Genomic DNA, 17,676 nt, shown 5'->3' on the forward strand with positions numbered 1-17,676 from the left:
TTAAATGATCAATTTTTTACAAAAGGCAGTTTTACAGTCTTGGCTTTCAATAGTTTATCCCTGACTTTTACAAAAATCTCCGTCTCCGGCCGGCTGTAAGAAACCGGCACATATCCCATCCCGATGCCTTTTTGTAAAGTGGGCGACTGCGTCCCGGAAGTCACCTCCCCGATTTTGGTCCCCTCGGCATCGCAAAGCTCATAATGTCCCCGCGGAATTCCTCGGTCGATCATTTCAAAGCCGATCAGCTTCTTTTCTACGCCCGATTCTTTGTGTTTTTTTAAATTATCAGAATTGATAAAATCTTTGGAAAACTTAGTAACCCAGCCTAAGCCGGCTTCCAGGGGCGAGGTACTGTCATCAATGTCATTACCGTACAGGCAAAATCCTTTTTCCAGGCGCAAGGTGTCCCGGGCACCAAGACCAACAGGTTTGATACCGAATTCTTCCCCTGCCTCGAAAATCGCGTCCCACATTTTCTCCGCATCCGCGTTTTGAACATATATCTCAAAACCGCCGGCACCAGTGTAGCCCGTCGCAGATATGATAATGTTTTCAATGCCAGCCATTTTGCCGATTTTGAATGTGTAATATTCCATCGCAGGCAGGTTCACGTCGGTCAGTTTTTGCAATGTTGCCGCAGCATTCGGGCCCTGTACCGCAAAGAGGCAGAGTGAATCGGAAAGATTTTCCATTTCGGCACCTTCTGTATTCTGGCTTTGGATCCAATCCCAATCCTTATCAATGTTGGAAGCGTTCACGACAAGCATGTATTCCTCCTCGCTGATGCGGTACACCAGCAAATCATCAACAATTCCGCCGGTCGCGTTGGGCAGGTAGGCATACTGCACTTTACCGTCGTACAAGCCTGCCGCATCATTGGAAGTTACCTTCTGGATCAGGTCCAAAGCCTTCGGGCCCTTCACGCTGAACTCGCCCATGTGCGACACGTCAAACACCCCTACATTATTTCTGACAGTATGGTGTTCGTCCAGATCGGAAGTGTAGCGGACAGGCATTTCGAAGCCCGCGAAGGGTACCATTTTAGCACCTAACCTGACGTGGACGTGATGAAGCGGGACAGTTTTCATGAAGGATGAATTGATTGGGATTAATTTACAAAAGTAGGTAAAGGCCGGGAAAGCCGCACAAAAAACTCTTCTTTGCAGAAACCGGGCAGCTTTTTGAAGTATATTGTGAAAAAATAGACAAAAACGTTTATGGCTCTGGGGGGCACAACCGGTACGTATGAAAAGACATTTATTAATCCTGACGGCGCTTTTAATCGCCGGAAAAACCTCGGCGCAGACGGCCACATTCATTGGTGAATCGATTGATGATAAAATCAGCATTGGCTATGGTTTGGCGACAGGAGATGTGGACGGGGATGGGAAAACGGATATTCTTCTGGCCGATAAAAAAGAAATTGTCTGGTATAAAAATCCCGGAAAAAAGGAGGCTTCCTGGACAAGATATGTCATCGCAAAAGACCTGACCGAGCAGGATAATGTATGCATCGCCGCCCGCGATATTGATGGTGACGGAAAAGTGGAAGTAGCAGTAGGCGCGGGCTGGAATCCTTCCGAAACCAAGAATCTCAAACAGTCAGGCGCTGTATTCTATTTGGTCCCGCCGCAGGATCGGATGCAGCTGTGGGAACCGGTAAAATTGCACCACGAAGTGACGATCCACCGGATGCAGTGGGTGAAAAGAGCCGACGGAACATTCCAGCTGGCGGTACTTCCGCTGCATGGCGAAGGTAATGTTGGCGGAGAAGGGGCAGGGGTGAAAATGATTGTTTTCGATGTGCCGGAAGACAAAAAAGGAATCTGGGGCTACGATTTGCTGGAAACCAATATGCACATGACCCACAATTTCCAGCCGATGGAAGTTTCAGGAAAGCTGCTGGGCGTTTCGGTTGCGGGTAAAGAAGGTGTGCAGGTATTTATGAATGGTGCGGACGGCTGGGCAACTTCGAATCAGTGGATGGTGGCAGATAAAGGGGTAGGGGAGATCCGCTCAGGCAGCCTCGGCAAAAATCAGCTTTTCACTGCGACCATTGAACCCATGCACGGGACTTCGCTGGTGGTTTATTCCAAAGATAACCGTACTGTTTTAACTGATAAACTCAAAGAAGGCCACGCACTCGCCTGCGCGGATTTCTTCGGGCAGGGCCGCGACCAGATCGTCATGGGCTGGCGTAACCCGAATGCGATCGGCGAAACTGGGGTACGGATTTTTGTAGGTTCCGACCCGGAAGGAAAGAAATGGCAGGAATATGTTTTGGACGAAAAAAGCAAAATCGCCTGCGAGGATTTAATTCCTGCGGATCTGGATGGTGATGGGGACCTGGACATTATCGCCTCTGGCCGCGCGACGCACAATGTGGTAGTGTATTGGAATCAACGGAAAAAGTAAAATGCTATTAAACATTGTCACCCTGAGCGGAGTCGAAGGGAGTTCAAGCCGAGTCGCTCGAACCTCCCTTCGACTCCGATCAGGGTGACAAATGCTTTATAACTTAAACTTTTTTAATCCCTCCGACCCATCAAAATACTCACGTAGTAAAGCAATGTTGCCAGGGAACCAATCGCAGCGACCAGGTAAGTACGTGCAGCCCATTTCAATGCATCGGCTGACATTACATATTCACGCTCATTTACAATTCGGTTATTTTTTATCCAGGCAAGTGCACGGTTACTTGCATCATATTCGACGGGTAACGTGATGAAGCTGAACAAGGTCGTTGCAGCAAACAATGCTACGCCGATTGCCAGCGGAATAATGGTGGTGTTAATCAGGAAAATACCTGCCAGGATCACCCACTGCATATATTGCGACGCAATGCTCAGGAATGGTACCATTTGTGAACGGAACTGCAACCAGGCATAGGACTTCGCATGCTGCACCGCGTGACCACATTCGTGGGACGCAACTGCCGCCGCCGCAACACTCCGGCCATAAAATACATCCGGGCTCAGGTTTACGGTTTTATCCTTCGGGTTATAGTGGTCCGAAAGTCTGCCTTCTACTGAAACAACCCGTACATCGTAAATGCCACTTTCGCGTAGCATGGTTTCGGCTATTTCCTTGCCACTCATGCCGTTACTCAGGCCAACCTGTGAATATTCTTCAAACTTACTTTTGAGACGCCACTGCACATAGAGGCTTACCAGCATCACAATACCACCAATTACATACGCTCCTATCATAGCTAACTTATTTATATCCTTGTTTTATCTTTTCAATCAGCGCGGTAGTCGAATAACCTTTTACAAGTGCTATCGTTTTTACCTCGCCTCCTCTACCCAGGACAAAATCCGCGCCAGCTATATTTTCGACGGTATAATCGTCTCCCTTGACCAAAATGTCAGGTTTTACTGCTTCAATTAACTGACTAGGCGTCGGTTCGTCGAACAAAATGACAGCATCTATAAAGGATAATGCTGCCATGAGACGTGCTCTCGCGTACTCATTGACCACCGGCCGGAGCGGGCCTTTGAGACGGCTTACCGAAGCGTCTGTGTTGAGGCCGAGCACCATCCTGTCACCCAGTGCGCGTGCTTTTTCGAGGTAGTCAATGTGTCCGAGGTGGACAATGTCGAAACAGCCGTTTGTGAAAACAACTTTTTGTCCGGCGCGCTGCCAGTCTGCTACGGTGGATATTGCTTCGTCTAATCTGAGGATTTTGCTTTCCGTGAAATTCATGATCTGGTATAGGGTTTTGGAAAATTAATATGGTATCATACGAAGTTTCGTAGCTCCCAGACTATCGAAATGCCCGATAAATTAATTTCCCGCCGAAACCTGCTCCGGCTCGGCCACCACTTTTTTGTTTTGGATTAAAACATATAAAAAGGCCAGCGCGCCAATCACAAGCATAAAAATCATCTGCGTGCCATGAATGAAAGTGGCCAGTGTAATGCCATCATTGTGCGACAATCCGTAGAGGACCATCACATTACCTACCAAAAGGTGATAGGCGCCGATCCCGCCCTGCGTGGGTGCGGTCATGCCAATTGCGCCGACTACCAAAAGCGTTAATCCAGCCAGTGGGCCGAGGGTAGAAGTTTCAGGAATACAGAAGAAAAGAACGTAAGAAACCAGATAATAAAATACCCAGATTGCAATCGTGCTCAGGATAAAGAGGCCCGGATTTTTGAGTTTACGAATACTCAAAAGGCCTTCCAGCATTCCTTTTGCAAACGTTACTATTTTGTTGACCAGGCTATTCTGCATCAGTTTTGCCCTTTTTTCTTTATTTCCTATTGTATAAATCGCGATAGGAATAGCTACTGTAAGAAAGCCTAATGCAACCCATAAAAGCCCGTTACTACCTCCGCCGCTGCTGTTTCCGACTTTACTCTGAAAGAAATCGGTGAAAAAGGTACTAAGGCGATCGAATTCAAAAACGAAGTTTAAGCCGATCATAACAAGCAGTACGAGCACATCAAAAATCCGCTCTGCTACTACCGTACCGAAACTCAGGTTTACTGGAATTCTTTCAAGGCGGTACAATGTGCCGCAGCGGGTTACCTCGCCCATTCTTGGTACAATGTAGTTGGCAAAATAACCTGTAAGAACGGAGACCGAGCTGTTTAAAAGTCCGGGTTTATGACCCAGCGGCTCCATCAGCATTCCCCAGCGCCAGGCCCGGGTAACGTGCGCGCACATCAGGAAAAAACACGAGACTGCGATCCACCGCCAATCCGATTTTGCGAACCGGTCGAGCATTTCAGTCAGGTCGATATCTTTAAATACAAACCAGATCAGTCCGCCTGCCAACACAAGCGATATGGTGTACCGTAGAATGTTTTTCATAGCTGTTGTGGATAATGTGCAGGGATAATAAAAGAGGATTTTATACCAAATGGTTGTTATGATCAGGAAAAACGATCATCGGTTTGAATGTTTTGGCTTCTTCCTGGCTCATGCTGCCGTAGGCAATGATGATAATGATATCGCCGATCTGCACCCTTCTTGCCGCCGCGCCATTGAGGCATATCATGCCGGAATTTCTTTCACCCTTGATCACGTAGGTGACAAAGCGCTCGCCGTTATTATTGTTGACAATATGTACCTGCTCGTTTTCGATCAATCCGGCAGCGTCCATCAGGTCTTCATCGATCGTGATGCTGCCAACGTAGTTCAATTCAGCCTGGGTAACCTTCACCCGGTGAATTTTCGATTTCATTACTGTGATTTGCATTACCCGTGAAAATAGGTCGAGATGATTGAATGCATTATTCCGCAAAGTTACAGGAATAATAACCAGCCTTCAAAACATAGCAATTCTGCTGGCAGTTCAGTATGATTTAAAATCGGTGTGCTTTCATTGATATATTATCCACTTTATTTTTTTAAACCCGATGAATCAAGAAAATAAACCGAATGATGTGACCCGCCGCGACTTTTTGCAAAAGAGCTCGGCAGCAGCAATTGGCAGTTTTTTTATCGTTCCGCGCCATGTGTTGGGTAAAGGTTTCCGTGCGCCAAGTGACAAGCTGAATATTGCCGGTGTAGGCGTTGGGGGTAAAGGATTTTCAGATACCAATAATGCCTGGAATAAAGGAGCAGAAAACCTGGTAGCATTGTGCGATGTGGACTGGGGACAGCCGCAGGTGAAAAAGAATTTTGAGCTGCATCCGGATGCCAAAAAATACAAGGATTTCCGCAAGATGTTTGATGAAATGGAAAAGAGTATCGATGCCGTAACGGTATCGACCACTGACCATATGCACGCCATCATTGCGATGAATGCTATGATGCGGGGCAAGCACGTATATGTGCAGAAACCGCTGACGCACGACATTTATGAAGCGCGTATGCTTACCGAAGCTGCCCGCAAATACAAAGTGGTAACCCAGATGGGTAACCAGGGCGCTTCCAATCCGGCGCAGGTGCAGATGAAAGAATGGTTCAACAAAGGTTTGATTGGCAATGTGCATGAAGCGCACGTTTGGACCAACCGTCCTGTGTGGCCGCAAGGTATCCCGGTTCCTACCGGAAAATTTGAAGTACCTGCGGACCTTGACTGGGAACTGTGGGTAGGATCAGCTGAGTGGGTGGATTACAACCCGGCGTGGCATCCGTTCAAATGGCGCGGCTGGTGGAATTTCGGTACCGGCGCATTGGGCGATATGGGCTGCCACCTGATCGACCCGGCTTTCCGTACATTAGGTTTGGGTTACCCAACCGAGCTGGAATGCAGCGTAGGTCAGGTTTTCATTAAAGACTGGACGGCTGAATACATTCCCGAAGGCTGCCCGCCATCTTCGCGCGTACAGTTGAAATTCCCGGCAAACAAAGTCAACAAATCAGAAGTAACATTGACCTGGCACGACGGCGGCCTGCGTCCGTTCCACCCGGATTTGATCCCTGCAAATGATCCGCTGGGAGAGCCTGACAGCAGCAATGGTGTGCTTTTGATCGGTGAAAAAGGGGTTATGACCTGCGGAACTTACGGTATTGCACCAAAAGTCTATCTGAAAGACGGCACAAAGCTGGAATACAAACAAGGCGATTTTGGCAACAAATATACGACGATGCCAGAATTCGGACATCATGTTTCGTGGTCGGATGCTTGTAAAGCAGGTTTTAACAGCAATGAGCATAAAGCGCTGACTTCATCATTTGATTACTCAGGACCTTTGACAGAAACGGTGATCATGGGTAACCTCGGTATCCGCAGCTACAACCTGCGCACAGCAAAAGCCGATGGAAAAGGATTTGACTATCCTGGACGCAAGAAACTGTTGTGGGATGGTAATAATATGAAGATTACGAACTTTGACGAAGCCAACCAGTTTGTGAAAAGGAAATACCGCGGCGACTGGAAATTGTCTTAGAAAATAACATTATCAATTAATCTTACCGGCCCCAGGAACACGGCAATGCAGATCGCATTGGTGCTTTTGGGGCCGATGGTTTTGATGGGCATCAATGTAAAGCGGTCTATAATTTCGAAGTAATCGAGCGTAAATGCGTGAATGTTTGAAAACTCTTTTTTTGCTGACTCAATGACATCGTCCACACTTTGCCCGGCCAACAGCTCATTTTTAGCTGATTCAAGAATGCGGTAAATGTGCGGGGCAATGCTGCGTTCCTTATCATTCAACCGCCGGTTTCTGGAAGACATCGCAAGACCATCTTCTTCGCGAACTGTCGGCATCACGACCAGTTCCAGCTGAAAAGAAAGATCTTTTACCATTCTCGTAATCACCGCCACCTGCTGCAAATCCTTTTGCCCGAAATAGGCGCGATTTGGTTTTACCATATTAAAAAGCTTTGAAACCACAATCCCGACGCCATTAAAGTGTCCCGGCCGCGACGCACCTTCCATCACCGTTTCCAGCGGGCCGAAATTGAACTTCATTACCGGCTGCTCGGGATACATTTCTTCTACCGATGGCGCGAATACTACCGTGCAGCCTGCCTTTTCGAGCATTTCCAGGTCCTCGTCCAACGTTCGGGGATATTTCAGGAGATCTTCCGGATTGTTGAATTGCGTAGGATTCACAAAAACAGTGCAGACCGTGATGTCATTGCTTTTGGTTGAAGCCGTGATCAGTGTAATGTGGCCTTCGTGCAGGGCACCCATCGTGGGTACGAGTCCTATGGATTTTTGTAATGTGACTTGAAGGTCAAGGTAAGTCCGGAGGCTTTGGACCGAAGTAAATACTTCCATTTAAAAGCAAAATCAGAGGGAGTAATCAAACTGGGTTAGCTGCTTTTGGCTTCAGGAGCAGCGTTTGGAGGCGAGCCTGGGTACTTTTTGGAATGAGTATTCCCAAACTGGGCGCAATATGACAATTAGTTTGGAATAACTTTTGAAATTGCGATTTTTTTTGTATAATTTTGCAAAACTTTTTTTCACAAACTGCTAAAAGAATCTATGGAGAAACTACGAATTTTATATGTAGCCAGTGAAATCAATCCTTTCCTCCAGACCACCGATGTTGCCGATTACGTAAGGAAACTCCCGCAGGCAATGCAGGAAAGAGGTGCAGAAATCAGGATTCTCGTTCCGCGTTTTGGTCTTATCAACGAACGCAAAAACAGGCTTCATGAAGTAGTTCGACTGTCAGGAATCAACATTACCGTAGGAGATGAAGAAAAGCCATTGATCATTAAAGTTGCTTCTATTCCGAATGCGAAATTGCAGGTTTATTTTATAGACAATGACGATTATTTTCATCGTAAGTCCGTGTTCTTCGACAAAGAGAACAACTTTTATGATGACAATGATGAGCGCGCGATCTTCTTCTGTAAAGGTGTGCTTGAAACCGTAAAAAAATTGGGATGGGCTCCGGATGTCGTGCATTGCAATGACTGGATGACTGCATTGATTCCGCTTTATCTGAAAACCACGTATCGTAACGATCCGATGTTTAAGGATACAAAAAGTGTGTTTACGGTTCATAACAATGCTTTTGATTACAAATTCGACGCCGACTTACAAAGCAAGGCCAAGGCGATGGATGTGAGCGATGAAGCACTTTCTCACTTGCATTCAGCGGATTTTGAAGGTTTTGTAAAAATCGGTTGCGCTTATGCCGATGCGGTTTTGAAAGCCGACGAGCATGTGAGTGCAAGTCTCAACGAAATTTTCAACAATGCTCCGAAACGGGTTGAACTTGACGAGCATGCGGAAAAATTCTCTGAGTCGTACTACAATTTGTATACGGACCTGATGAGCTAATATATCTCACAAGAAAGTACCGAGCCGGCGACTATCCAGTCGCCGGTTTTTTTATGCCTGAATTTTTAAAATAAATGAAGAAATCCATGTGCTCGTGCACTTCACACGAATTGGATATTTTCTAGTTATAATGTCGAAATTAACTTGCTATCGCAGTTTGATTGGTATTTATTTGTCATGATTGTGAACATACCCTCACATTTAAATAACAGAAAAATATGTGTGGAATAGTAGCTTATGTAGGCGGGAGAGAAGCATTTCCCTTGATTTTGAAAGGTCTGAAAAGGCTGGAATATCGCGGATATGACAGTTCGGGAGTAGCCTTGATCGAGGATGAGAAATTGAAGGTTTACAAAAAGAAAGGCAAGGTTTCGGACCTCGAAGCCGAGCTGGCTGGGAAAGCGCCGAAAGGGACGATCGGGATTGGTCACACCCGCTGGGCCACGCACGGCGAGCCAAATGATGTGAATGCGCACCCGCATTATTCCAACAATCGCAAATTGTCCATCATTCACAATGGTATTATTGAAAACTATGCGGCGATCAAGCAAAACCTTGTCGGTAAAGGCCATGTTTTCCTCAGCGATACTGATACCGAGGTACTGATCCATTTTATCGAGGACATTCAGCAGGCAACCGGCGGCCCGCTGGAATCGGCTGTGAAACTGGCATTGAAGGAAGTTGTCGGGGCTTATGCGATTGTGGTGATGTCGGAAGAGCTGCCCAATCAGCTGATTGCGGCCAGAAAAGGCAGTCCGCTGGTGATAGGTGTAGGGGAAAGTGAATTCTTCTTCGCTTCGGACGCGACGCCGATCATTGAATATACCAAAGACGTAGTGTACCTGGACGATTATGAAGTGGCTGTGGTGAAAGACGGCAAGCTCAGCATTCAAAATCTGGACAACACCGAGACGATACCGTACATTCAAACATTGGAAATGGAACTCGAAGCCATCGAAAAAGGCGGCTACGACCATTTTATGATCAAGGAAATTTTCGAGCAGAGTAAATCCATCGGCGACAGCATGCGCGGCAGGCTGAATGCTGAGGCCGGACATTTGCAGCTTGGTGGTTTGAACCAATATCTTGATAGATTGGTGGCAGCTGAGCGAATTGTGATCGTCGGCTGCGGCACTTCCTGGCATGCTGGACTAGTAGCCGAGTATCTTTTTGAAGAATTGGCGCGGATTAATGTGGAGGTAGAATACGCCTCCGAATTCCGCTACCGAAATCCCGTAATTGGAAAAAATGACATTGTGATCGCGATCTCACAATCCGGTGAAACCGCCGACACCCTGGCAGCGATTGAACTTGCCAAATCCAAAGGCGCAACGATTTTTGGTGTTTGTAATGTGGTCGGCTCGTCCATCGCGCGCGCTACGGATGCCGGCGCCTACACGCATGCAGGCCCGGAAATCGGTGTTGCGAGTACTAAGGCATTTACCGCCCAGGTGACGGTACTGACATTGATAGCCATCGCTACGGCAAAAAGAAAAGGCACAATTTCGGAAGAGACTTATATTCAACTTTTAAATGAGCTTGAAAACATTCCTGAGAAAGTTGAGCAAGTTTTTGAAAATGCGCAGAAGATTAAGGAGATCGCATTCATCTTTACCTATGCCCGGAATTTCATCTATCTCGGCAGAGGCTTGAATTTTCCGGTTGCGCTGGAAGGTGCATTGAAGCTGAAAGAAATTTCCTACATCCACGCGGAGGGTTACCCGGCCGCCGAAATGAAGCACGGCCCAATCGCGCTGATTGACGAAGATATGCCGGTGGTTTTCCTGGCAACAAAAGACAGTTCTTACGAAAAAATCGTTTCCAACATTCAGGAAGTGAAAGCCAGAAAGGGCAGGGTGATCGCGATTGTGACGGAGGGCGACAGCCTAATTCCGCCGATGGTCGATTTTGTGATTGAAGTGCCCAAAACACACGAAATCCTGACGCCGCTAGTATCTGTAATTCCCTTGCAGCTGCTATCCTACTACATTGCCGTGATGCGCGGGCGTAATGTGGACCAGCCGCGAAACCTGGCCAAATCCGTCACGGTGGAGTAATATTTTGCGGTTTCAACATAAGAATAATGCTGCCCGGTTTTCGTTAGCTTTGCGCAATGTATCACCAAGTGTGGAACTCAGATTTATGTTGAAACCGCTCTCTCTCGTTTCTTTCGCGATTTTTCTCACAACATTTTATTCCTGCGGAAAAAAGGAACCCGACTATATTCCTAAACCCAAAGGCTTCAACCGGATCAATCTGCCTGCGCACAGCTATGTGAAAATGGCGGAGGTACATCCGTATACTTTCGAGGTTTCGAAGTATGCCAAAGTGCGCCCCGATACTTTCCGCACCGCCGGCAAGGACTGGATTTTTATTAATTATCCGCAGTTCAACGCCAACATTCAGATCACCTACAAGCCCGTCGAGAATGATCCGGCGAAGTTAAAGGCCTTCATCAATGATAGTTATAAGTTAACCGTCAAACACCAGATCCGCGCGTCGTCGATTCAGGAACAAAAAATAAAACTCGAATCGGGGCTTACTGCGATGGTTTTTAAGATTGAAGGCGACGTGCCAAGTCCGTACCAGTTTTACACGACCGACAGTACAAAGCACTTTTTAAGAGGCGCCATTTATTTCCCGACGTCCACCAAAAATGACTCACTTGCCCCGGTCATCGACTACCTGCAGAAAGATATGATCCGCCTTTTGAGTACCCTTGAATGGAGATAAAATTGTATCTTTGACCTCTCACCTCAACACTTCTTCAAATGGGCAAAAAACAGCCTAAGAACCAGTTACTTCTCGATTTTTCTGTACGTGGAAACAGGATTGTCCTGCAACTTGGACAAGTAGAAAGCCGGAAAGTGGCAGACCAACTTTTTGATGGATTGGTAAATGGTGATTGGATGATTGAGCCGGCGGGAGAAGTTGCCGACATATCTTACGCCCAGGATATTGTACATCAAATCGGGCACAAACTGCCTTATCCTGAGGGAGTTAAAATTGCGCAGCTGCACAATGTTGATCCGGTTTTCAAAGGATTTTCAGCGATATACCGTCAAAAAGGCTGGGTGTTTGTGAATGCTGCGTCTGAAATTAATGAGCGGAATTACCATATTCATTTGCTGACGGTTTCACTGGGTTTGCACACGATTTACGCCAGTACAACTTCGCTCGCATCCCGTTCCGAGCAGCTGATTTTTGAAGCATTACTTCCTTATAAAGAGGTCGAAACATTCTTCAGGGATGACATTTCCAAGATCCCCGATTTCCTGGCTTCCGACATCGCCAATTTCTTCAAAGTACCTTTCCCAATGGTGCTAAAAAGAGCATTAGCATTGAAAATCATTTCCGACGAGCAGTACCGGAATTTTATGACCATCACCCCCGCAGCCGCTTCAAAGCCACGGGAATTGTTTTTGTCAAAAGACGGCAGCATTGACGATCTGGAAGCGCAGCTTTTTTCAGGAAATCACGACTAAGCAGCTCATTACTTATTGATCGTCATATTGCCGAGATCGGGTAGGGGACTTACCGAAGTCCAGCCGCCATCCACCACCAGGCTTTGCCCGGTAATGTGGCCCGAATGCGGCGAGAGCATAAATAATGCAGCATTGGCAATGTCTTCGCAAATTGCCGGGCGGCCCATCGGTGTAATCGCCGACCAGATTTTCGGGTAAGTTGGGTCCTCCGCCAATGTTCGCTCGGTTAATGTTGCGCCCGGTGCCACGGTATTGATGGTGATTCCAAAAGGCGAGAGTTCCAATACGAGATTTTTAGCCAGCATTTCCAGCCCCGCCTTCGTCATTGCATAAGCCCCAAGGAATTTGTGCGCCTGGTGACCTACTACTGAGGACATTAACAGAATCCGTCCACCCGATTTTTGCGCGCGCATTTGTTTCGCGGCAGCCTGGGTGAGAAGAAAAGAGCCCATTAAGTTGACTTCCAGTACTTTTTGCAGATTTTCGGCAGGATATTCGAAAAAGTCACCGTACAAAGTGATTCCTGCATTCGCCACGGCTATCGTGAGTTTACCAAAACATTTGACAGCTTCCTCCACCATTCCGTCGATAATCTCCGGTTTGGAGGCATCGCCGGCAAAAGCAACACAATTGCCGACGCTTTCGCGGATCGATCTGGCAGCGTCGCTGGCGAGTGTTTCATCCGCATCATTTAAAATCACGCCGGCACCCTGGGATGCAAGCTGCCGGGCGATCTCAAATCCAATACCTTGTCCGGCGCCAGTTACAATTGCAACCTGGCCATCAAATAGTTGGCTATTCATTTTTTCAAAAATCAATGTGAATCCCTGGTTACCTTATCTCCCGAGCCGCCTTTGAGGAAGTCGAGGTCTGCGCCTTCGTGTGCCTGCAAAACGTGGTTGATATGCAGGTTAACGTATCCGCGATTATAACCCAGATCCAGCGGTTTCCATAACGCTTTGCGCCGGGCAAGTTCTTCCGGCGATACTTCCAGGTTCAACCTGCGGTTTTCAACATCCAGCTCAATGATATCCCCATCCTGTACCAGCGCCAATGTTCCGCCCACCGCCGCCTCAGGCGAAACGTGGAGAACTACGGTACCGAACCCGGTCCCGCTCATCCGGCCGTCAGAAATCCGGATCATATCCATCACACCCTGCGCCAGCAGCTTTTTAGGCAGCGACATGTTTCCAACTTCCGGCATGCCGGGATAACCTTTCGGGCCGACATTCTTCAAAACCAGGATACTGTTTTCATCCACGTCCAGATCAGGATCGTCGAGCCGCGCTTTATAATCGTCGATATCTTCAAAAACCACCGCTTTGCCGCGGTGCTGCATTAATTCAGGTTTTAAGGATGCCGAAGGTTTGATCACCGCACCATTTTCGCAAAGGTTACCTTTTACCACCGCCAGTCCTGTCAAATCCTTGATAGGCTCGGCCAATGTACCTATCACCTCCGGATCGAAACATTCTGCCGCGCTGCAATTTTCCGCTACGGTTTTACCATTTGCCGTGATCACATTCTGGTGGAGGATCGAGCTGAGTTCTTTGATCACTACCGGTAATCCGCCGGCGTAATAAAAGTCCTCCATGAAATATCCGCCAGAAGGCTGCAAATTGAGCAACAGGGGCACATTTTTACAGAGGGCATTGAAATCATCGAGCGAAAGATCTACCCCGATCCGTCCGGCAATCGCCAGCAAATGGATCACAAAATTGGTCGATCCGCCGATGGCGGCATTGATCATAATCGCGTTTTCGAAAGCTTCACGCGTCAGAATGTGCGAGAGGCGCAAATCGTCTTTTACCATTTGGACAATCCGGCGGCCCGTCAAATGTGCCTGCACTTTCCGCCGCGAATCCGCTGCCGGGATAGCCGCATTTCCAGGCAATGTGATACCCAGTGATTCCACCATACAAGCCATCGTCGACGCGGTGCCCATCACCGCGCAGTGCCCGTCGCTCCTCGCCATACACGCCTCGGAAGTGGTAAATTCTTCCTGCGTCATTTCGCCTTTTCTATATAACTCGCTGAACCGCCACACGTCGCTGGTGCCCATGGATTTGCCCCGGTACCTGCCGGTGAGCATTGGTCCGCCGGATAATACGATGGTGGGAATGTCCACGCTGGCTGCGCCCATTACGAGCGAAGGTGTCGTTTTATCACAGCCGCAGAGCAGTACCACGCCGTCGATCGGGTTGGCACGGATGGATTCTTCCACGTCCATACTCGCCAGGTTGCGGTACAGCATGGCGGTAGGTTTGATCAATGTTTCACCCAGAGACATCACCGGAAATTCCAGCGGAAAGCCGCCTGCTTCCCACACGCCTCTTTTCACCGATTCGGCCAGTTCACGAAAGTGACCATTGCAGGGGGTCAGTTCGGAAAATGTATTGCAAATGCCGATTACCGGCCTTCCATCAAACTCGTCGGCCGGGTAACCCTGGTTTTTCATCCAGGCCCTGTAAATGAAACCGTCCTTGCCTGTTTTCCCGAACCAGTTTGTGCTCCGCAACTTATTTTCTTCCATAATTTCTAACCATAGTTAATGCTAAATAGTAAAGGCCTTTTTCAGTAAAATATAATTCCGGTACCCCTTTAAAATAAAAATTGTATCTTCGTTTTACACGTGCCAGGTCTTGTTTATGATTTTGTTCAGAGTATATAAACTGTTGCTATACTTAGTTTTACCTCTCCTTGCATTCCCCTCTTTTGCACAGTTCCAGGCCGACAATTTCATTGAAAGATTACTAAAAAAACATCCCGACAGGTTCTCGGAAATACTCGCCAAACCGGATAAATACCAGATTCAGATTCTGTATACTAAGATCGACCGGAACAAGAAAAACGAGCCGCATTTCACGACGCACGGCTACCGCGTCAACAGCTCGGCCTATTTTTATCCTGCCAGCACCGTCAAACTTCCGGCCGTCGCGCTCGCATTTGAAAAACTGAACAAGCTCGGGATTGACAAATACACGCCCATATTGACCGGTGCAGACCGGCCGGAACAAACCAAAGTTGAGGAAGATACCAGTGCAGAAAATGGCTTACCCTCGGTAGCACATTATGCCAAGAAAATTTTGTTAGCGAGTGATAATGATGCTTTTAACCGGCTTTATGAATTCATCGGCCAGCAGGAATTTAATGATAGTTTGCACAAGAAAGGCTTCACCAATGCCAGGATCGCGCATCGACTGGAATCACCGCTGACGGCGGAGAATAACAGGTATACCAACCCTGTGAAATTTGTAAAAGACGGAAAGGTAGTTTACGAGCAGGCGGGCAAATTCAATGCGCAGGAGATCAAAGCGCCGGAGCCGGTTTTGTTAGGGAAAGGATATATGAAAGATGGGCTTTTGATCAATGAGCCTTTTGACTTTACCCGGAAAAATTTCTTCCCGCTCGAAGAGCAGCACCGGTTGTTGAAAACTTTATTTTTCCCGGATCAGGTGCCTGCCAGTCAGCGGTTTAATCTCACGGAAGAGGATTATAAATTCATGTACCAATATATGTCGCAGTTCCCGGTAGAGACGGATTTCCCCGCCAGCTACACCGACGATTACTACGATGGATACGTGAAATTCCTGATCTTCGGTGCCACCAAAACCCGGTTGCCGCGGCACATTCGTTTGTTCAATAAAAGTGGCGATGCCTACGGATTTTTGCTCGACAATGCTTACATCGCCGATTTTGAAAAAGGGATAGAATTTATGGTGACAGCCATGATCTATTGCAATGAAGATGAGATCTTCAACGACGATCATTACGATTATGAAACCGTCGGCCTGCCTTTTATGGCCAATCTTGGAAAGACTTTTTTTGAATATGAACTAAGCCGGAAACATGCCGTGCGGCCTGATTTGGGCAGATTTGAAGTTCAGTACGATAAGTGATCAGGAGACTTTTCCTTCATTCTCGGGGCAATCTGGCAAATGTAAAGGTTGATCAAATGCCCGATAATCAGTAGTGCAGATCCTACATAACCCAGCCAGGAAAAAATGTTGTGTTTTCCTTCGAAGATGAGAGAAGCGGAAAACAAGGTGAGCGCGCCCCAGAGTAGAATTCCCAGCGGCAGCGATTTATGGTTTCTGGTCGCGTAAAAAACCGCCAGGCCATTGATCAGAATAAAGAAATAATCCAGTGAGCGAAAGCCAGTATGGTCATGACCCGAGGCAAATGTGGAGCCAAAAGCAAGTGCGGGCATCAACAAACAATGTATAATGCACAGCACGGAGCCGAGGATCCCGATGTAATCTGCCTTGTTATGTGAGTGAGCTACTTTCATATTGGTATTGCAAAAATACGACGATAAAGACTTACTTGCAACCGAGTTGCAAAATATTTTAAAGGTTTACTCCCGTCTCTTCCCCGAAATGCAAAAGGATTGGAAAATGTAAATGTTAGAACTTAACTTTGACCGGAAAGGTTTTACAAACGACGACCAATTATCAAACTATTGGAAAGAATGGACCAGTTAAGAGAAACGCTGAAAGGCCACCAACTTCGTACCACGACTTGTCGGGAAGATGTACTTTCAACGTTTATGACGAAGAAAAACGCCCTTTCACATGGTGATCTTGAAGGTGCGCTGGGCGAGAATTACGACCGGGTTACCATTTACCGCACATTAAAAACTTTTCTCGAAAAAGGGATCATTCATAAAGTGCTGGACGACGAGGGGCTGCGCTACGCATTGTGCTCCCACAGTTGTTCGGAAGAAAAGCATCAGCACGACCACATTCATTTCAAATGCAGCGAGTGCGGCGAGACCAACTGTCTTGAAAATCTGCACATTCCGGCTGTACAGCTTCCACAAGGATACCACGCCGAAAATTTCAATCTCCTGATCCAGGGCGTTTGTCCGAAGTGTAATTAATGTTTGTGAAACGGCTTTTACACCATTTCACAAACCCATAACATTACTGGACTTTCAGGTTGAAGTTCAGGTTTACGTCGTCACTTCCCGGCTCCGGCGTGCCATTTTTCGCTCCCGGCTGGTGGCGTAGCTGCACAGTCAGCTTTCCAATTCCGGTCGCTCCCGTCACCGCTTTTCCTGTTAACCCGATCGGGTAGTTGTTTTTATCTTTATCGCCGTAAGTATAAGTCAGCAAGGTCGCAGGCGACGGCGTGAAAATGAATAAATGCTCGTCCGCTTTTTCCTTAATTTCCTTCGTGATGTCATCCGTCGGCGTTTTGCTTTCGTCCAGCAGCTCCACCGTCATCGTGTACGTTTTGTTGGGTTTTAATGCGATGGTATCAAATTGCGTCGCAGCATTTCCGCCATCTCCGTCGGCATCTTTGTACGAAAACGAAGTCGTCGTCGAAGTCCCTTGTTCCGTGAATTTGAGGGTTACCGAAGTGATCAGCTCATTCTCATCGTCCGGCTCGACGGCGTCGCCAGAATCCTTGCAATTTGTAAAAGACAGGGCAGTGCCGATCAGCAGCAGCCAGACGAGGTTGCGTTTCATTTTCATAAGTAACTGG

The 17,676-nt window shown here is 47.4% G+C and carries 18 protein-coding genes; 8 read left to right on the forward strand and 10 right to left on the reverse strand.

Translation table 11 applies throughout. The annotated features are described in order from the left end of the window. Nucleotides 1-8: 8 nt before the first annotated feature. The gene (gene gcvT / locus FEN17_RS14750; protein WP_138366111.1) at nucleotides 9-1,091 is read right to left on the reverse strand and encodes a glycine cleavage system aminomethyltransferase GcvT; all 1,083 of its coding nucleotides are present in this window, start codon (nucleotides 1,089-1,091) and stop codon (nucleotides 9-11) included. A 157-nt stretch (nucleotides 1,092-1,248) separates the two neighbouring features. Here gcvT and FEN17_RS14755 point away from each other — a divergent pair, with 157 nt between their 5' ends. Further along, the gene (locus FEN17_RS14755; RefSeq protein ID WP_138366112.1) at nucleotides 1,249-2,418 is read left to right on the forward strand and encodes an FG-GAP repeat domain-containing protein; all 1,170 of its coding nucleotides are present in this window, start codon (nucleotides 1,249-1,251) and stop codon (nucleotides 2,416-2,418) included. Nucleotides 2,419-2,531: 113 nt separating this feature from the next. Here the strand turns inward: FEN17_RS14755 and FEN17_RS14760 are convergent, their stop codons facing one another. From FEN17_RS14760 to panD, 4 genes are all read right to left on the reverse strand, one after another. Continuing rightward, the gene (locus FEN17_RS14760; protein WP_171037929.1) at nucleotides 2,532-3,212 is read right to left on the reverse strand and encodes a zinc metallopeptidase; all 681 of its coding nucleotides are present in this window, start codon (nucleotides 3,210-3,212) and stop codon (nucleotides 2,532-2,534) included. 7 nt (nucleotides 3,213-3,219) lie between these two features. Continuing rightward, nucleotides 3,220-3,708: a D-glycero-beta-D-manno-heptose 1-phosphate adenylyltransferase gene (gene rfaE2 / locus FEN17_RS14765; protein ID WP_138366113.1), complete on the reverse strand. Its 489-nt coding sequence runs from the start codon at nucleotides 3,706-3,708 to the stop codon at nucleotides 3,220-3,222. Nucleotides 3,709-3,789: 81 nt separating this feature from the next. Continuing rightward, a complete protein-coding gene (locus FEN17_RS14770) occupies nucleotides 3,790-4,821 on the reverse strand; it encodes a lysylphosphatidylglycerol synthase transmembrane domain-containing protein (protein WP_138366114.1) in 1,032 nt (343 codons plus the stop codon). A 40-nt stretch (nucleotides 4,822-4,861) separates the two neighbouring features. Continuing rightward, nucleotides 4,862-5,209: an aspartate 1-decarboxylase gene (gene panD, locus FEN17_RS14775; protein WP_138366115.1), complete on the reverse strand. Its 348-nt coding sequence runs from the start codon at nucleotides 5,207-5,209 to the stop codon at nucleotides 4,862-4,864. A gap of 160 nt (nucleotides 5,210-5,369) precedes the next feature. Here panD and FEN17_RS14780 point away from each other — a divergent pair, with 160 nt between their 5' ends. Then, complete coding sequence (locus tag FEN17_RS14780) at nucleotides 5,370-6,848, forward strand: Gfo/Idh/MocA family protein (RefSeq protein WP_138366116.1); 1,479 nt, start codon at nucleotides 5,370-5,372, stop codon at nucleotides 6,846-6,848. Here FEN17_RS14780 and panC read toward each other — a convergent pair. Next, nucleotides 6,845-7,687: a pantoate--beta-alanine ligase gene (gene panC, locus FEN17_RS14785; RefSeq protein ID WP_138366117.1), complete on the reverse strand. Its 843-nt coding sequence runs from the start codon at nucleotides 7,685-7,687 to the stop codon at nucleotides 6,845-6,847. The two genes, FEN17_RS14780 and panC, sit on opposite strands and share 4 nt — an antisense overlap. Before the next feature lie 207 nt (nucleotides 7,688-7,894). On the opposite strand from panC, the gene FEN17_RS14790 reads away from it, so the two are divergent. The 4 genes from FEN17_RS14790 (at nucleotide 7,895) to FEN17_RS14805 (ending at nucleotide 12,186) form a co-directional block, all read left to right on the forward strand. Beyond that, a complete protein-coding gene (locus tag FEN17_RS14790; protein ID WP_138366118.1) occupies nucleotides 7,895-8,701 on the forward strand; it encodes a glycogen/starch synthase in 807 nt (268 codons plus the stop codon). Nucleotides 8,702-8,919: 218 nt separating this feature from the next. After that, nucleotides 8,920-10,758: a glutamine--fructose-6-phosphate transaminase (isomerizing) gene (gene glmS, locus FEN17_RS14795; RefSeq protein WP_138366119.1), complete on the forward strand. Its 1,839-nt coding sequence runs from the start codon at nucleotides 8,920-8,922 to the stop codon at nucleotides 10,756-10,758. A gap of 85 nt (nucleotides 10,759-10,843) precedes the next feature. Then, nucleotides 10,844-11,434: a gliding motility lipoprotein GldD gene (gene gldD, locus FEN17_RS14800; protein ID WP_138366120.1), complete on the forward strand. Its 591-nt coding sequence runs from the start codon at nucleotides 10,844-10,846 to the stop codon at nucleotides 11,432-11,434. Nucleotides 11,435-11,472: 38 nt separating this feature from the next. Next, nucleotides 11,473-12,186, forward strand: a complete 714-nt coding sequence (locus tag FEN17_RS14805) for a hypothetical protein (RefSeq protein ID WP_138366121.1) — start codon at nucleotides 11,473-11,475, stop codon at nucleotides 12,184-12,186. Between the two features lie 8 nt (nucleotides 12,187-12,194). Here the strand turns inward: FEN17_RS14805 and FEN17_RS14810 are convergent, their stop codons facing one another. Beyond that, complete coding sequence (locus FEN17_RS14810; protein ID WP_138366122.1) at nucleotides 12,195-12,989, reverse strand: SDR family NAD(P)-dependent oxidoreductase; 795 nt, start codon at nucleotides 12,987-12,989, stop codon at nucleotides 12,195-12,197. A gap of 11 nt (nucleotides 12,990-13,000) precedes the next feature. Further along, nucleotides 13,001-14,719 (reverse strand): IlvD/Edd family dehydratase, encoded by a 1,719-nt coding sequence (locus tag FEN17_RS14815; RefSeq protein WP_138366123.1) that lies wholly within the window; start codon nucleotides 14,717-14,719, stop codon nucleotides 13,001-13,003. A gap of 142 nt (nucleotides 14,720-14,861) precedes the next feature. On the opposite strand from FEN17_RS14815, the gene FEN17_RS14820 reads away from it, so the two are divergent. Then, entirely contained in the window at nucleotides 14,862-16,085 is a 1,224-nt protein-coding gene (locus tag FEN17_RS14820) for a serine hydrolase (protein WP_229208821.1), read from the forward strand. Here FEN17_RS14820 and FEN17_RS14825 read toward each other — a convergent pair. Then, nucleotides 16,070-16,477, reverse strand: coding sequence for a MerC domain-containing protein (locus tag FEN17_RS14825; protein WP_138366125.1), 408 nt, complete (start codon nucleotides 16,475-16,477; stop codon nucleotides 16,070-16,072). The two genes, FEN17_RS14820 and FEN17_RS14825, sit on opposite strands and share 16 nt — an antisense overlap. A gap of 180 nt (nucleotides 16,478-16,657) precedes the next feature. On the opposite strand from FEN17_RS14825, the gene FEN17_RS14830 reads away from it, so the two are divergent. Next, nucleotides 16,658-17,068, forward strand: a complete 411-nt coding sequence (locus tag FEN17_RS14830) for a Fur family transcriptional regulator (protein ID WP_138366126.1) — start codon at nucleotides 16,658-16,660, stop codon at nucleotides 17,066-17,068. Nucleotides 17,069-17,111: 43 nt separating this feature from the next. Here FEN17_RS14830 and FEN17_RS14835 read toward each other — a convergent pair whose 3' ends face one another. After that, nucleotides 17,112-17,660, reverse strand: a complete 549-nt coding sequence (locus tag FEN17_RS14835; RefSeq protein WP_229208822.1) for a hypothetical protein — start codon at nucleotides 17,658-17,660, stop codon at nucleotides 17,112-17,114. Nucleotides 17,661-17,676: the final 16 nt, after the last annotated feature.

The sequence above is a fragment of the Dyadobacter luticola genome (assembly GCF_005860805.1).
Taxonomy (GTDB): domain Bacteria; phylum Bacteroidota; class Bacteroidia; order Cytophagales; family Spirosomataceae; genus Dyadobacter; species Dyadobacter luticola.

What these genes read in the sequence shown, in the direction of transcription:
- gcvT (WP_138366111.1), bottom strand. Translation starts at nt 1,091, where the DNA reads ATGAAAACTGTCCCGCTTCATCACGTCCACGTCAGGTTAGGTGCTAAA.
- FEN17_RS14755 (WP_138366112.1), top strand. Translation starts at nt 1,249, where the DNA reads ATGAAAAGACATTTATTAATCCTGACGGCGCTTTTAATCGCCGGAAAA.
- FEN17_RS14760 (WP_171037929.1), bottom strand. Translation starts at nt 3,212, where the DNA reads ATGATAGGAGCGTATGTAATTGGTGGTATTGTGATGCTGGTAAGCCTC.
- rfaE2 (WP_138366113.1), bottom strand. Translation starts at nt 3,708, where the DNA reads ATGAATTTCACGGAAAGCAAAATCCTCAGATTAGACGAAGCAATATCC.
- FEN17_RS14770 (WP_138366114.1), bottom strand. Translation starts at nt 4,821, where the DNA reads ATGAAAAACATTCTACGGTACACCATATCGCTTGTGTTGGCAGGCGGA.
- panD (WP_138366115.1), bottom strand. Translation starts at nt 5,209, where the DNA reads ATGCAAATCACAGTAATGAAATCGAAAATTCACCGGGTGAAGGTTACC.
- FEN17_RS14780 (WP_138366116.1), top strand. Translation starts at nt 5,370, where the DNA reads ATGAATCAAGAAAATAAACCGAATGATGTGACCCGCCGCGACTTTTTG.
- panC (WP_138366117.1), bottom strand. Translation starts at nt 7,687, where the DNA reads ATGGAAGTATTTACTTCGGTCCAAAGCCTCCGGACTTACCTTGACCTT.
- FEN17_RS14790 (WP_138366118.1), top strand. Translation starts at nt 7,895, where the DNA reads ATGGAGAAACTACGAATTTTATATGTAGCCAGTGAAATCAATCCTTTC.
- glmS (WP_138366119.1), top strand. Translation starts at nt 8,920, where the DNA reads ATGTGTGGAATAGTAGCTTATGTAGGCGGGAGAGAAGCATTTCCCTTG.
- gldD (WP_138366120.1), top strand. Translation starts at nt 10,844, where the DNA reads ATGTTGAAACCGCTCTCTCTCGTTTCTTTCGCGATTTTTCTCACAACA.
- FEN17_RS14805 (WP_138366121.1), top strand. Translation starts at nt 11,473, where the DNA reads ATGGGCAAAAAACAGCCTAAGAACCAGTTACTTCTCGATTTTTCTGTA.
- FEN17_RS14810 (WP_138366122.1), bottom strand. Translation starts at nt 12,989, where the DNA reads ATGAATAGCCAACTATTTGATGGCCAGGTTGCAATTGTAACTGGCGCC.
- FEN17_RS14815 (WP_138366123.1), bottom strand. Translation starts at nt 14,719, where the DNA reads ATGGAAGAAAATAAGTTGCGGAGCACAAACTGGTTCGGGAAAACAGGC.
- FEN17_RS14825 (WP_138366125.1), bottom strand. Translation starts at nt 16,477, where the DNA reads ATGAAAGTAGCTCACTCACATAACAAGGCAGATTACATCGGGATCCTC.
- FEN17_RS14830 (WP_138366126.1), top strand. Translation starts at nt 16,658, where the DNA reads ATGGACCAGTTAAGAGAAACGCTGAAAGGCCACCAACTTCGTACCACG.
- FEN17_RS14835 (WP_229208822.1), bottom strand. Translation starts at nt 17,660, where the DNA reads ATGAAACGCAACCTCGTCTGGCTGCTGCTGATCGGCACTGCCCTGTCT.